Raw genomic sequence first — 14,935 nt, 5'->3', positions numbered from 1 at the left:
TTTTACTGAACACTCTTCAACTGCTCTCGGAATATTCAATAGATGAACTGAATGAAATCGCAACAATTGCATTAGGTACCTAAAGATGTGTAGATACCTATGCCTCCTAGGAGAGGGCTAGGGAGAGGTAAATTATAATGCTTTATGCTCCATCAACATCTCCACCCCACTCACTTTCTTCATATACTTCAAGCGCTCTTTCTCCCCTTTTAGCTGCTTTTTCAGCGCTGAAGTATCAGCATCTACCTGCTTATATAAATCTGCAATTTTTACTTTGCCTGTATAGGCTTTTTTATTCCAGCTCAACGATTGAATCATTTCTTCTATCTGGTCATCCAGTTTCTGGCTTTGCATATTTAAAGCCAGTTGATAAAACTTCATCTGCTCGGCAGTTAAACCCTTTTGCGAAGCACCGCGATTTTGCTCAATCTGGATTTGCAGTTTCAATAAATAAAATAAATCCTGTGCTGCATAGGCCTCATTCGCTCGTTGCAATATTTCAGTCTTTTCAACTTTCTTGGCTTCATCCGGCTCACGGTCTGGGTGAATAGTCGCAGCAATTTTTAAGTACACGGTTTTTAAGGACTGCTCTGTCATCTTCGAAGCTTGTTCAAGTTTTTCCTGTTGACGTTTTAACTTGGCTTGCTCACGGGCCTGTTGATACTGCTCTGTGTCCCATTCTTCAAAATCATCAGATACTATTTGATCCGAATTATTTTCTTCATCAAAAAATAGCTCTATATCCTCTGCGCTTGGCTTTTTATTTTTTCTGGCCTGACTATGTTCAATATGCTGTTGATAGTAATTATAAATGTCGTCGACTATATGAACTTGTTGCCCTGATAAAGATTGAGAGTCTTTTAAGTAAGCTGCAAGATTCTGGATTTTGACATCCAGCTGCGTCAGCTCTGCCTTGGAAAATTCTGCTACCTGCAAATGCTTCCACAGCTGTTCCAGTTGCTCAAACAGCACTGCATGTAGCTCATGATAGACCGGCATCAAAGTCTGACGAGTATATTGCCGAATCTGTTCCTGAGCCTGCTGCCACTGCTTCAGTTCAAGCTGCTGCTGTTCAATTTTTTCAATCAGACGGTTCAGCTTTCTCTGCTGTGGTGAAAGCTCAATATCAGGCTGAACAGTGGTTTTTAAATCGAAAGACATAAGGCAGAAAAATGCAAAAGAAAAATTATACTCGATTTATGTGAAAGTATTTTTTGGCTCATTTCGGTAAAACTGAAGTACAGCAAAATACTGAGCAATTAAGCCTTAGCATTACACGGCTTAAGATCAGGTAAAGTTTTGAATTAACTAAGTAACTAAAATAATTGCAGTTCTTTACCGAACTATAAAGATACCTCCTGCTCTACTCATGCATAGTATAAAAGAATGATGAATAAAGCATAAAAAGGAACTGCACACATGGATTGGGCCAGTATTTTCATCCACGACACCAACTGGGAATTTGCCGCTGAAATTGTGGTGCGCTGTGTGTGTATGTTTATCATGATTATTCTGTTTTTACGTCTGACCGGGAAACGCGGAGTACGCCAGCTTTCGGTGTTTGAACTGGCCATTATCTTGTCCCTCGGTTCGATTGCCGGCGACCCAATGTTTACCGAAGACCTGCCCTTAATTCAGGCACTGCTGATCATGAGCGTAATCATCATGCTGTACCGCCTGACTACCTGGCTGATGATGAAATACCAACCCTTTGAAGATTTACTGGAAGGCAAGTCGCTGTACATTGTAGAAGATGGTGTATTGGTGCTGGAGAAAATCAAGCGCGGAAAAATGTCACACGATGAATTCTTTGCAGAAATGCGCCAGCAAGGCATTGAACATCTGGGTCAGGTGCGTGCCGGGCTGCTCGAAAGCGATGGTAAATTTAGTATCCTGCTTTTTCACCCTGAAGACATCCGTTATGGTTTGCCGCTGTTTCCCAAGCAATATCAAAAGGTTAATCAGGTAGAACCAAACACTTATTATGCCTGTATGTACTGTGGCCATGTCGAGCACCCTGACCAGCCCGAGCAGTCCTGCCCACGCTGTGGCTGTTGCCGCTGGGCCAAAGCTATCAAAGAACCGATGCTCAGATAAGCTGGCAGTAGCTCAACTGGTTTTTGGCTTTAATTCAAGTTTATCGGCTAAAAGCTGAGTCGACGCAGTAATAATCATATTTTAAATGGCATAGTTCCTGCAGCAGTTAGCATTGCATCTGATGCAGTCTTGTTTCAAAAACTGATTGTTTGATAATCATTTATCGGTAACAAAATGGTAAAAAACTTGCTTGAGCAAGCATTGAAAACTCGCTTAAGATGAAATCTGATCTATTTATGTACAGCACAGAAAATACCTTTTACATAACAAAACTGATGGCCTTGGCTGATGATAATGAAATAAAAATGGAGTTTTATACATGACACATAAACGCAGTATCACCTCCCTACTTTGTGCAAGTGCTCTTATGCTTGGGCTAAGTGCTTGTAGTGACAATAAGGCTCCCGCATCGGGTGAAAAAACCGCTGGAACTGGGGATGCCAGCGCATCCGGTACGCTGGATAAGATTAAAAAATCTGGCACCATTGTTCTGGGCTATCGTGACTCCTCTATTCCCTTTTCTTATATTGCCGACAATCCCAATCAACCGGTCGGTTATGCCCATGATTTACAGCTAAAAGTTGTAGAGGCTGTGAAGAAAAAGCTGAATATGCCGGATTTAAAAATTCGTTATAACCTGGTGACCAGCCAAAACCGGATTCCACTGGTCTCAAACGGTACAGTCGATCTGGAATGTGGCTCGACCACCAACAACAAGGAACGTCAGCAACAGGTTGATTTCTCGGTCGGTTTCTTTGAAGTCGGCTCTCGTCTGCTCACAGCCAAAGATTCTGGAGTGAAAGATTTTGCCGACCTGAAAGGTAAAAAACTGGTCACTACGGCGGGGACGACATCGGAACGTTATATCCGTCAGCATCAACAGGAATTGGGTATCGGCGAAATCATTTCGGCCAAAGACCATGCCGAATCTTTCCTCATGCTGCAAAACGGTCGTGCTGCAGCCTTTATGATGGATGATATCTTGCTTGCTGGTGAAAAATCCAAGGCCGCCGATCCCAACAAATGGGTGATTGTGGGTACAGCACCCATTCATGAAATTTATGGCTGCATGCTGCGTAAAGGTGATACTGGCTTTAAACAGGTGGTTGATGATGCCATTAAAGCCACCTATAGCTCCGGTGAAATCAACAAGATGTATCAGAAATGGTTCCAGCAGCCCATTCCACCGAAAAATATCAACCTGAACTTCCAGATGTCTGATCAGTTAAAAGCGTTAATCAGTAATCCACATGATCGTGACCAATAAACATTAGAACAACAACTTAATATGTCAGGCAGAAAAAGGACTTTTTTGCCTGACCCGACTCAGGAGTTACTATGAATTATAGTTGGAACTGGGGAGTTTTATTTCAGCCCACTGGAGTGGGCGACACCACCTATCTGAACTGGATTGTGACCGGTCTGGGCTGGCTGCTGGTGATTGCGGTAGTGGCCTGGAGCATTGCCATGGTGTTGGGCAGCATACTGGGCATCATGCGCACCTTGCCCAGCAAAACCGCACGGAGCATTGGCACGGCATATGTCACCATCTTTCGTAATGTCCCCTTATTAATTCAATTGTTTATCTGGTTCTATGTGGTTCCCAACTTTTTACCTACGCCCATCAAATCATGGTGGATGAATGATCTGGGCGCCAATACTACGGCACTCATTTCCGCCAGTGTCGGTTTGGGGCTATTTACAGCAGCACGGGTCTGTGAACAGGTGCGTACCGGGATTGAAGCCTTGCCGGTCGGTCAGGTCAATGCCGGTTATGCCATGGGCTTTAGCACTGCTCAGCTATACCGTTATGTGATTTTACCGCAATCATTCCGGATGATTTTACCGCCACTGAGTTCCGAGCTAACCAACTGTGTCAAAAACACTTCAGTTGCATCACTGGTGGGTGTGGCAGAAATTATTTCCCAGATGAAAACCATCAGTGAATATACCCAGAACACTATCGAAATTTATACCTTTGTGACCATCATCTTTATTGTGATTAACTTCTGTTTAATTCAGGCAATGAATATGCTGGAAAAACGCTTACGTGTTCCCGGTCTGATTGCAGGAGATAAATAATGGAATGGCTCAGTGCATTTTTAAATGACTTACAACTCTCCGCTCCAGCCTTGTCGCATGGCATGAGCATTACCTTAAAAGTGGTCATCAGTGCGACCATCGGTGGTATTTTAATTGGTACCTTGCTGGCCTTAATGCGCTTATCGTCATTTAAAGTCCTGAATTTATTTGCGCAAGCTTATGTCAATCTGTTCCGTTCCATCCCTTTACTTTTGGTCTTGATGTGGTTCTATTTTGCCGTACCGTTTATTTATACGGCTGTGACGGGCAATTACCTGACTATTGATACGGCACTGGTGTCCAGTATCGTGGCCTTTATGCTGTTTGAAGCGGCTTACTTTTCGGAAATTGTCCGAGCTGGCATCCAGTCCATTCCCAAGGGCCAAACTGCGGCCGCCTATGCACTCGGCATGAGTTACAGCCAGTCGATGCGACTCATTATTCTGCCGCAGGCGTTCCGTAAAATGACCCCGCTGCTGTTACAACAGACCATTATCCTGTTTCAGGATTCCACCATGGTTTATGCCATTGGTTTGCTGGACTTTTTCCGGACCAACTATGTCCGTGGCGACCTGATGTCGCTATTGACCCAATATATTTTATTTGCAGGTTTGGTGTACTTCACTGTGAGTATGATCGCGACCTATGCCGTTAAAAAATTACAAAGGAAGTTAACTGTATGACTGATGGTAAAGTGATGATTGATCTGCAAAATGTCAGTAAATGGTACAAAGATTTTCAGGTACTGACCGACTGCACCACCCAGATTCACCAAGGAGAAGTGGTGGTGGTCTGTGGACCTTCAGGTTCAGGTAAATCGACTCTGATTAAAACTGTGAATGGTCTGGAACCCTTTCAGCAAGGCAATATTATTGTGGACGGGATTTCCATTAAGGACCCCAAAACTGACCTGACCAAACTGCGCAGCCGTGTGGGTATGGTGTTCCAGCATTTTGAACTGTTCCCGCATTTGAGCATTACCGAAAATCTGACCATTGCCCAAATTAAAGTACTGGGCCGTTCTGAAGCTGAAGCCAAGAAAAAAGGCCTGGCCTATCTGGAGCGGGTCGGACTCAGTGCTCACGCCAACAAGTTCCCGGCACAACTGTCCGGTGGCCAGCAGCAACGTGTGGCGATTGCCCGTGCCTTAAGCATGGACCCGATTGCGATGCTGTTTGATGAACCGACTTCGGCACTCGATCCGGAAATGATCAATGAAGTGCTGGACGTGATGGTCGAACTGGCCAAAGAAGGCATGACCATGATGTGTGTGACCCATGAAATGGGCTTCGCCCGCCAGGTGGCCAACCGGGTGATTTTTATGGATCAGGGAAAAATTGTGGAAGACTGCAGCAAAGATGAATTCTTTAACACCCAACGAGGTGAGCGCGCGCAGCAGTTCCTAAATAAAATTTTGCACTAAAAGAGTGAGTACTTTAACCAAGTCCAGAGTTTTTGGCTTGGTTTTTTTGTGCTCAATTTCTAAAACTGAACCAAATTAGAATCTCTTTAAATATATTTTTCATTTTTTCTTTATGATGAGCGAGAAACCCGTTTACATTTTTATCGGGCTAAACTTGCTACTATTCAGTGCTATAAAAAATATATAAAACCAACTTCTTTAAAAAAGTTAAATTTTATTCAATTTTCATATATTTATTTATAATTTAAATTAAACAATATTGCACCATAATAACGCAAATCATTCATACTTCAGCAAGTAATTGCTTTATATCGAGTCTTGTAGTCTTTTTCTCAGCCTTAATCAAAATTTCCCCATTTCGACCATCTTCACGAAAATAATCTCATGGTTATACTGATCTTCTTTTTGTGATTTTAAGCACTAAAATGGAGCCATAAAATGCAAAATACAGATTTACTCTTTCTCCTTCTTGGTGCAGTTTTAGTTTTAGCCATGCATGCAGGTTTTGCATTCCTGGAACTGGGCACAGTACGACATAAAAATCAGGTCAATGCCCTAAGTAAAATTTTGACAGATTTCTCCATTTCTGCCATCGCCTACTTTTTTGTCGGCTACTATATTGCTTATGGACAACACTTTTTTCATATCGGTACAACCTTAGCCGCAGATCATGGCTACAACCTGATGCGCTGCTTCTTTCTGCTGACCTTTGCTGCCGCCATTCCTGCCATTATTTCCGGCGGTATTGCAGAACGGGCCAAAATGCGTTCTCAAGCAATTGCCACATTATTATTGGTGGCACTGGTTTACCCTTTCTTTGAAGGCATTGCCTGGAATGGCAATTTAGGATTACAAGGCTGGCTAACCAAAACTTTTGGTGCAGCTTTCCACGATTTTGCCGGTTCAGTCGTGGTGCATGCTATGGGTGGCTGGATTGCACTCGCAGCAGTCATTTTACTGGGCGCACGTCATGGCCGTTATAAAAAAGATGGTCGTGTCAGTGCACATCCCCCTTCTTCCATTCCTTTTCTGGCACTTGGTTCATGGATTCTAATTGTCGGCTGGTTTGGTTTTAACGTGATGAGTGCACAACGTCTGGATGCCATTTCTGGACTGGTTGCCATTAACTCACTGATGGCGATGGTTGGTGGTACTATTGCGGCCAACTTCATCGGCAAAAATGACCCGGGCTTCCTGCACAACGGTCCTTTGGCTGGTCTGGTTGCCATCTGTGCAGGTTCCGATGTAGTTCACCCCGTAGGTGCATTAATCATTGGCATGGTGGCTGGGGTCATTTTTGTCAAACTATTCACTTATACCCAAAACAAACTGAAAGTGGATGATGTACTCGGTGTTTGGCCATTACACGGCGTATGCGGCAGCTTTGGCGGTTTAGCCGTAGGGATTTTCGGACAGCAATGGCTCGGCGGTTTGGGCGGTGTTTCAATCCTCTCTCAACTGATTGGTACTTTACTGGCCATCTCCATTGCACTGGCTGGTGGCTTTTTCGTTTACGGCGTACTTAAACTGATTATGGGCATTCGTTTATCACAGGAAGATGAATTCCGTGGTGCCGATTTGTCTATTCATAAAATTTCAGCCAATTCGGAAGAAACCATTTTTTAAAGCTGATGCTTTAAACTGACTATCTAAACGACATTTCGATTTTCAGAGCGGCTCAAAAGAGTCGCTTTTTTCTATCTGGACTTTAGTAGCCTGACACAATGAATGCGTAAAAGTAATTATAAAAACTGCTTAATTTCAGCCAGAGATTGAATGCGATTTATGGGCTGATCTTGAACTTCATGAAAACCCTGTAACCAGACAGCCTGCATACCGGCATCCATTGCCCCTTGTACATCATTGACGGGATGATCACCGACAAAAAGGCAATGTTCTGGTGCAACGCCCAATCTCTGGCTGGTATAGAGAAAAATTTCCGGATTCGGTTTACTGATGCCGACCAGTTCAGAACTGACAATTTCATCAAAATAATGACTAAAACCCAAACCCTGTAAAATGGTGAGTCGGGTCGCATGTCCACCATTTGAAATGACCGCCAGCTGATAACCGTCCTGTTTTAGTTCGGTTAAGAGCTGACTGGCACCCTGCATGGCCACTGCAGATAAGCCAAATTGCTGAAACCAGAACTGGGTAAGTTCATCCAAATGTGGCATGCTTTTCCAGATTAATTCCTGCTGCAAGGCATAAGCCACAGACGCAGCAATACTGGGATGGGTGAGCAATTCTTTTTTAGGGTAGCCACCATTATCAATGCGACGGATAATCGCCTGAATTTTCCCAATTGCATCATGCGGTAACTGATGTTGATAGACTTGTACCAGATATTGACTATACGCCAGAATACTTCGATCACGATGGGTTAAGGTATTATCCAGGTCGAATAGAACAGCACGAATCTTCATTTGAATACCTATAGCAATCTTGCCGTTAATGTAGCATTAAAGCTTGATCCGGTTATGCTCTTTCCTGGATATGCTTATCAGCATTTAACACAACATCATACTTAACACGATACTTTTACGGCGATTTTCCCCACCGATTCAAGCTCGCTTAAGTCTGGATTAAGTTTTTATTGCTGTAATCGCAGCACTAAAATCAATTGATCTTTACTATGCACGATAAGCAACGCTTCATGCTCTATCAGGGCTGTTTTCTCATTATCAGTTTTTGCCTGCTTTTGGTTTGTTTCCCGATTGGGGGGGCACTGGATCTGGCGCTGATTCATCCCTGGGTCAGTGAATCCGGGAAATTCCTGTTACGTGACAATTGGTATTTAGCTGAACTGAACCATCGTTATGTCAAAAATCTGATTATTGCGGTATATGCCGGCTTTTTTTTAATCTGGCTAGCATCGTTCAAGTTTGAGAAAGTTAAAGCTTTACGCTGGACCTATGGTTATTTCTTTGGGCTGATCCTCCTTTCCACCTCGATTATTGGCTTGTTGAAATCACAGTCTGCCCATGCCTGCCCCTGGAATATCACCATTCCTACCCATCAAGGTTTTTTCTGGGATTTTTCTGCCACCAAAGGGCACTGTTTCCCGGGGGGACATGCATCTACCGGCTTTGCACTGATGGCTGGTTTTTTTGTATTTAGGCTTTCCAATAAAAAGCGTGCCTATTTTTTTCTGGTCTCAGGGCTTATTTTAGGTTTCGCGATGGGCTGGGCGCAAATGATGCGTGGAGCACATTTTCTCAGCCATAACTTATGGACTGCATGGATTATCTGGCTCATTAACGTGAGTTTTTATCTACTCAATTATAAAAGATTTGCACCAAGCCAAAGCATGGATAAAACAGCTGAGACAGTTTAACTGCTCACACCTATCTGCTAGAACCCATCATCTAAGAGAAGTGATCGGCTAGAGTGGCAATTGCACATTGACCTGCAAGCCACCTAAGCTGGCACTCTTGGAAAAAGAAATCTTGCCGCCGAGCCTTTCTGTGGCTTTATCCACAATAGAAAGCCCCAGACCACTGCCTATTTCCAGATGATGATGGATACGATAAAAGCGCTTAAGAATTTTTTCATACAGTTCGGGGGAAATTCCAGGTCCACTATCTTCGACCTGAATCATGGCAAAACCTGCCTGTTCAAATACAGACACATTAATCACTCCCTGATTGGGCGTGTATTTAATCGCGTTATCAATCAGGTTATAAATAATGGAATGTACTGCTGATTCCTGACAATACAGCACCACATCTTCCTGACGTTCCATACCCAAATCAATTTCTTTCTGCATGGCCAGATGAACGAGCTGTTCTACACAATTCACCGCGACCTGATTCAGTAAAAACTGCTGTTTGGTCTCGACCTCCAGAATTGAAGCATCCTGTTTTGCCAGACTGAGTAATTGGCTGACCAAATGCTGAATCCGGATTAATCCTTTACTTAAATTCTGTAGCTCCTGAGCATCAGGAAACTGTTTTAACAGAATCTGCATCTGTAAATTCAATGCAGTGATAGGCGTACGAAGCTCATGTGCTGCATCGGCAATAAACTGCCGCTGCTCCTGCTGTGCAGAGGAAATCCGCTCAAACAAATGATTCATTTCGGTAATGGTCGGCACAATTTCAAGCGGATAATTATCTGATTCAATGGCACTTAATTCCTCCGAATCACGTTGTGCCAATTCCGCTTTAAAATCATCCAAAGGCTGCAGGCTGCGGCTAATAATCCAGCTCAGTCCCCAAATCACAAAAGGCATAAACAGTAAATAAGGAATAAACATACTGCCGGCAAGTTCCAATGCTAGATGCTGCCGTGTCGATTGTTGCTGGCTCACCTGAATCTGATAATGTTCTAAAGGCAGGATGTAAGTATGCCAAACCCCTTGTGCGGTTTTATGGGTATAAAATCCTGCTTTTTTCACAGGATGAACCAATAAATTCATGGCATGGCTTTTATGTTTTTCATTTGCATAAGACCAGACATCGACAAACAGGTCTTCTTCGTGATAATGCCTGGCTTGATCAAACTTGCTTTGCACCGGTTCAGGATCATGCTGCGCGACGCGTTCTGCCAGATTCTGCATCTGGGCATCTAACACTTCATTAATTTCTTGCAGGGCAATACGGTAAGCAGAAAAAATCAGCAAGCAGCCCAAGGCAATACTAAAAACAGAAACATAAATAATCAGGCGTTTTTTTAATGAATACTGTGACTGCACCTGTGGCTGACCTTCTAGCTGATTTTATCGTTGTCTGATTTATAATTGTCCCAGTCGATAACCTAAACCACGAATGGTGCAAATAAAATCTTTGCCAAGTTTGGCGCGTAAGTGATGCACATACACTTCAATGGTATTGCTGCTTACTTCGCTATCCAGATCATACAATTTATCTTCTAAATTGGCTTTAGAAAATATCTTGTTGGGATGACTCACCAAGGGAATCAAAATCGCCCATTCACGATTGGACAGGTCAATATATTGCCCCTTAAACTTGGCAATGTGCTGTTCAACATCCAGCGTGAGTTCGCCATAACTTAAAATTTGCGGGCTGTCCTGAAGCGCAGATTCTACCCCGCTACGACGTAATAGAGCATGGATGCGGGCCAACAGTTCATCAAATTCATAGGGTTTAACCAGATAATCATCTGCCCCACTGTTCAATCCATCCACCCGGTTTTGCAGTTGATCCCGTGCTGAAATAATCAGCACAGGTAAAGCAGGCCACTGCTGGCGAATCTGTTTTAATACCTGCATCCCGTCCATCATCGGCAAGCCTAGATCGAGTAGGACGATATCAAACTTTTCCTGTATGAGTTTCTTTAAACCGTCAATGCCATTATTGACCCATTCCACATCAAATTGCTGATATTTCAGCAAAGTGATGCTGGATTCAGCAATCATGAAATCATCTTCAATGATCAATATTTTAGCCATATTTTAAACTCATACTTTCTGTTTTGACTGACAGTTCTGCAACATATTATTTTGTTCATCAATGGTTTGGGTTTTGACATCCAGCAAACTTAACAGACTTGGGAACAGATTATCCTGACTTAATTGTTTGCTTTTTTGCTGGGCTAAGCAAGTGATTTGGGCAGAATTTTGTGCAGTCCATTCAGGAGAAAACCACATCAACATTGGAACATGAGTTTGTTGGCTAGGCGCAATCGCATAAGGTGAGCCATGTAAATATAAACCATGTTCTCCTGTCGATTCACCATGATCAGACAGATACCAGAACCCACTTTGATAAGTGCTGTTGCCTTTTAACACCTGAATGAGTGAACTTAAAACATGGTCAGTATATACAATGGAATTATCATAACTATTCAACAATTCTGTACGGCTGCAACCTTGAATTGCATTGCTATCGCAACTTGGTTTAAAAGGCTGGAAGGGTGCTTTGGAACGCTGATAATAAGCAGGTCCGTGACTACCCATCTGATGTAATACAATTAAACGTGGAGTCTTATCGGTTTCAGGAATTGTAGCCAGATAAGTTTTTAGACTATCCACCAAAATTTCATCATAGCAGTCGCCATTTTTGGCACACCATTTATCTTTGAGCTGTTGCGGAATCTGATACTGTTCAACCCGGTTACAGGCACCTTTACAACCAGAGTTATTATCCATCCAGGTCACTTTATAGCCTGCACGTTGTGCAATATCGAGTAGTCCTTCACGGTGACTGGCCAGCTGTTCATCATAATCTTTTCGAGGCATGCCGGAGAACATGCAAGGTACGGATACAGCGGTTGCAGTACCACATGAACTCACCTGACTAAAATTGATGATGTCCAGTTTAGACAGTTCAGGATTGGTATTTTTGGCATAACCATTCAATGAAAAACTTTCTGCACGGGCTGTTTCACCTACTACCAACACCATAAGCTTAGGTTTAGCCTGCTTATTGACTGGCTGAAGCAAATGAGCATCTTCACCATAACGAACTAAAGGTAAATTCTTTTTAGGTGCAGATTTACGGTAATACGATAAGGTCGATGCTATGGCATTTTGTGGAGAAATCATGCCTTTCAAATCACGATGTTCCCGGAAAATCGCAGCATAATCTACATAAAAGGTAAACAGCAAGGCGCCAACCAATAACAATGAAGCGATACTGCTTAACATTTTTTTGCCAAGTTTAGGTAAAAAAGCTTCAGGCTTAATCCTAACGAGCGCCACAAGAATGAGTGGGAAAATGACAAATACCAGCGTCCAAAGCCCAAAGCGTAAGGACATCAATCCGCGGACTTCACGGGCATCGGTTTGCATCATATTCTGAACTTGTTCAGGTGAAATCACCACGCCCAAACTATTGACAAAATAGGCCGTAAAGCCCCCAATTACTAAAAAAATTGAAGCCAGTATTTTTGCATTCCAGCGCCATTGCAGCAGCTGAAAAATCAGGTTATAGGCCGCCACGATCACCAATACGGTCGCGATTAAAAATAAATAGGCTTTGCTGCCCTGATAAGGGGTCAAACTTTGTATTTTTTGAAAAAAGGCAAAATTCAGCACCAAGCCCAACCATATTGCCAGCAATAAATTAAACAGGCTTAACGAAATGGGCTTTATTTTATCACGTATAGGACTGATGATATTTGACATGACTATTGGTTAATCTTTCTACTGTTGTCTTAATGTAGAATACCAAACTTAAAATTCACTTAATATAACCCGAATCGCGGATAAGAAAATGACTTGAAAAATAAGAGGACTAGAGCCATCAGTTGAGTTACCACACAAAACCTAAAGCCCTAGTCCTGATGTTCAATAGTACCGAATTATTCTGCGTAATTGATGATTTCTTTCTGAAATTTGAAGCAACTTATTGGAAATTTCTCAAACAAAGCCGTCATTCGTTAAGAGTCAGAACTGCACAACTTACACTTTCTGAAATTATATTTATTGCTATTTGGTATAAGTGCTCCCACTTCATTAATTTCAAAGCATTCTTCTCATGGTTGAAGCAGGATAAAAGTCATTTATTTAAAAGCTTACCCTGTTACCAAAGGATGATTCACCTGATCAATATGCATCAATTAGCACTACATGCTTTACATGTATCTGTAATGAAAGGTCAATATAAACAATATTTATGGATTGATTCAACGACTCTACCAGTCTGTAAAAATCAACGTATTCAATGTCATAAATCATTAGCCAAAATTGCATCCCGTGGTAAAAGCTCAATGGGCTGGTTCTATGGCTGTAAGTTACATATTGTTATGAATCAATTCGGTGAAATCGTTCGTTCTGCTTTCTCCAATGGGCATATTGCTGACATAAAAATGGTTGAACATTTGATTGAGGGTTTCGAAGCAAAGCTTTATGGTGATCGTGGCTATATCAGCCAGGAATTAAAAAGTAGACTAAAAGACCAAGGTATTGATTTGATTACGTATCATCGAAAGAACATGAAATCTGTACAACTTTGTGCATCAGATGAATATCACTTAAGACAGCGCAATAAAATAGAAACGTTATTCAGTTTATTGAAAGGACAATTAATTTAGTGACGAGTAAAGCTCGTAGTATTCATGGATTTCTAAGTGGGATTTATGCTTCTTTATGTGCATACCAATTAACCCATCGAAATAAGCCAACAATTCAAATTATGAAATCATTGGCTTAAGCAGGATTCGGGTTAATATAAGAAACAGTAATAAAAAAGGCGATGTAAAACATCGCCTTTTAGAAAAAAACAATGGACAGATTAGAACTTATATTCTAATCCTGTACCGACTACAGGTTGTTTAGTTTCATTCGAACCTTGTTCAAGAGTCAGATAACCGGCATAACCATAAGCTTTCACCTGTTTGTTAAATGCATAATCTGCACCGACAAAAATTTGTTGCGCATCAAAGTCTGATTTTGCTGATTTAAAGCTGGTGGTATTTTGGCTATATTGCGCTTTTACAGTCCAGGCCTTCGCAGTTGGAAGATTATATTCTGCGCCCAACAACCAGCCTTGTGAATCGTCGATATCTGCTGCTGGTAGTTCATTTCCGGCTGCATCTTCTACTTCAGAAGTCTGATAAAGTGCTTTTAATGCCAAACCACCATCAATGTTTACACGACCAATGGCACGTAGTGTATTTGCTGCGGCAAACGCACTGCCTGCAGCACCAGCAGTTACTTCGGGAGTAGATGCATTGACAAAACCACGTCCTGCAAAATTACTTGGAATAGCTTTATCATAAGCAATACCCGCCACAACGACTGGGCTGTCATAGACTACAGATGCAGACCATGCGTCGCCTAAACCACGACCAGCAGTTTTAGACGAGCCATTACCTTTCGCAATGCCTGAATCTTCACCAGAGGCCAACAACGCATTCACTTTAATGGCACCTGTAGGCAATTTAATTGCTGGAGATTCATAAATGACTGCATTCGATATACGGGCTTCGCCAGTGAAAATACCGTTTACATCTGCTTTGTTAGCAACGTAGTTGTTAAATGTATCAACTGGACTTGAGAGTTGCTTCAATGGCGTGTCATGTGCACCCACTTTTAAAGTACCGAGCTGAGCATCTTTTAAACCGACAAAACGGTTACGCGTAGTCCAGTCTGTACTATCTCCATCTGCGCTGAGCCCCCATTCAATCGCATAAACTGCATTTAGACGATCGTTCAGTTTTTCTTCACCCTTTAAACCAATGAAAGAGCTGTTAGAACTTACCTCAACAACGTCACGATCAGAAACAGGTGACGCATTATCTTCTGGTAAGTAATCGATACTTGCATCAATTTCCCCATAAAGAGTTGGCGCTGCAAAAGTTGGTGCTGCCAGTAGGCTTAATGCAATCGCTGCTGCTAATTTGGTTTTCATCTATAAATACCCCTAA

The 14,935-nt window shown here is 42.3% G+C and carries 13 protein-coding genes and 1 pseudogene; 8 read left to right on the top strand and 6 right to left on the bottom strand.

The genetic code is table 11. From position 1 onward, the window contains the following. Positions 1–132: 132 nt before the first annotated feature. Positions 133–1,161 carry a coiled-coil domain-containing protein gene (locus ACE01T_RS09695; RefSeq protein WP_180043208.1) on the bottom strand — a complete coding sequence of 343 codons (1,029 nt, stop codon included), beginning with the start codon at positions 1,159–1,161 and terminating at the stop codon, positions 133–135. 258 nt (positions 1,162–1,419) lie between these two features. Here ACE01T_RS09695 and ACE01T_RS09690 point away from each other — a divergent pair, with 258 nt between their 5' ends. From ACE01T_RS09690 to ACE01T_RS09665, 6 genes are all read left to right on the top strand, one after another. After that, complete coding sequence (locus tag ACE01T_RS09690) at positions 1,420–2,097, top strand: YetF domain-containing protein (RefSeq protein WP_180043209.1); 678 nt, start codon at positions 1,420–1,422, stop codon at positions 2,095–2,097. 319 nt (positions 2,098–2,416) lie between these two features. Next, positions 2,417–3,364 carry a transporter substrate-binding domain-containing protein gene (locus ACE01T_RS09685; protein WP_300047504.1) on the top strand — a complete coding sequence of 316 codons (948 nt, stop codon included), beginning with the start codon at positions 2,417–2,419 and terminating at the stop codon, positions 3,362–3,364. A gap of 71 nt (positions 3,365–3,435) precedes the next feature. Continuing rightward, positions 3,436–4,179, top strand: coding sequence for an amino acid ABC transporter permease (locus ACE01T_RS09680; protein WP_180043211.1), 744 nt, complete (start codon positions 3,436–3,438; stop codon positions 4,177–4,179). Continuing rightward, complete coding sequence (locus tag ACE01T_RS09675; RefSeq protein ID WP_395519177.1) at positions 4,179–4,862, top strand: ABC transporter permease subunit; 684 nt, start codon at positions 4,179–4,181, stop codon at positions 4,860–4,862. The genes ACE01T_RS09680 and ACE01T_RS09675 overlap by 1 nt, the downstream gene beginning before the upstream one ends. A gap of 14 nt (positions 4,863–4,876) precedes the next feature. After that, positions 4,877–5,602: an amino acid ABC transporter ATP-binding protein gene (locus ACE01T_RS09670; RefSeq protein ID WP_171263231.1), complete on the top strand. Its 726-nt coding sequence runs from the start codon at positions 4,877–4,879 to the stop codon at positions 5,600–5,602. Between the two features lie 438 nt (positions 5,603–6,040). Further along, the gene (locus tag ACE01T_RS09665; RefSeq protein ID WP_180043213.1) at positions 6,041–7,228 is read left to right on the top strand and encodes an ammonium transporter; all 1,188 of its coding nucleotides are present in this window, start codon (positions 6,041–6,043) and stop codon (positions 7,226–7,228) included. A gap of 116 nt (positions 7,229–7,344) precedes the next feature. Here the strand turns inward: ACE01T_RS09665 and ACE01T_RS09660 are convergent, their stop codons facing one another. Continuing rightward, positions 7,345–8,028, bottom strand: a complete 684-nt coding sequence (locus tag ACE01T_RS09660; RefSeq protein ID WP_180043214.1) for an HAD family hydrolase — start codon at positions 8,026–8,028, stop codon at positions 7,345–7,347. A gap of 209 nt (positions 8,029–8,237) precedes the next feature. On the opposite strand from ACE01T_RS09660, the gene ACE01T_RS09655 reads away from it, so the two are divergent. Continuing rightward, positions 8,238–8,939: a phosphatase PAP2 family protein gene (locus ACE01T_RS09655; RefSeq protein ID WP_180043215.1), complete on the top strand. Its 702-nt coding sequence runs from the start codon at positions 8,238–8,240 to the stop codon at positions 8,937–8,939. 48 nt (positions 8,940–8,987) lie between these two features. On the opposite strand, the gene ACE01T_RS09650 is transcribed toward ACE01T_RS09655, so the two are convergent. The 3 genes from ACE01T_RS09650 to ACE01T_RS09640 are packed head-to-tail and all read right to left on the bottom strand — an operon-like array spanning position 8,988 to position 12,692. After that, positions 8,988–10,298 (bottom strand): ATP-binding protein, encoded by a 1,311-nt coding sequence (locus ACE01T_RS09650; protein WP_180043216.1) that lies wholly within the window; start codon positions 10,296–10,298, stop codon positions 8,988–8,990. A 39-nt stretch (positions 10,299–10,337) separates the two neighbouring features. Then, positions 10,338–11,015: a response regulator transcription factor gene (locus tag ACE01T_RS09645; protein WP_166170465.1), complete on the bottom strand. Its 678-nt coding sequence runs from the start codon at positions 11,013–11,015 to the stop codon at positions 10,338–10,340. Positions 11,016–11,024: 9 nt separating this feature from the next. Beyond that, positions 11,025–12,692 carry a phosphoethanolamine transferase gene (locus ACE01T_RS09640; protein WP_180080637.1) on the bottom strand — a complete coding sequence of 556 codons (1,668 nt, stop codon included), beginning with the start codon at positions 12,690–12,692 and terminating at the stop codon, positions 11,025–11,027. Positions 12,693–12,850: 158 nt separating this feature from the next. Between ACE01T_RS09640 and ACE01T_RS09635 the strand changes: the two are divergent. Continuing rightward, positions 12,851–13,719, top strand: a pseudogene (locus ACE01T_RS09635) (IS982 family transposase). An 81-nt stretch (positions 13,720–13,800) separates the two neighbouring features. Here the strand turns inward: ACE01T_RS09635 and ACE01T_RS09630 are convergent. Further along, positions 13,801–14,919 (bottom strand): porin, encoded by a 1,119-nt coding sequence (locus ACE01T_RS09630; protein ID WP_180080635.1) that lies wholly within the window; start codon positions 14,917–14,919, stop codon positions 13,801–13,803. Positions 14,920–14,935: the final 16 nt, after the last annotated feature.

It is taken from the genome of Acinetobacter uliginosus (assembly GCF_044130295.1).
Lineage (GTDB): Bacteria > Pseudomonadota > Gammaproteobacteria > Pseudomonadales > Moraxellaceae > Acinetobacter.
Note: the sequence above shows the minus strand (reverse complement) of the source record. Positions and strands in the feature narration are given on the sequence as shown.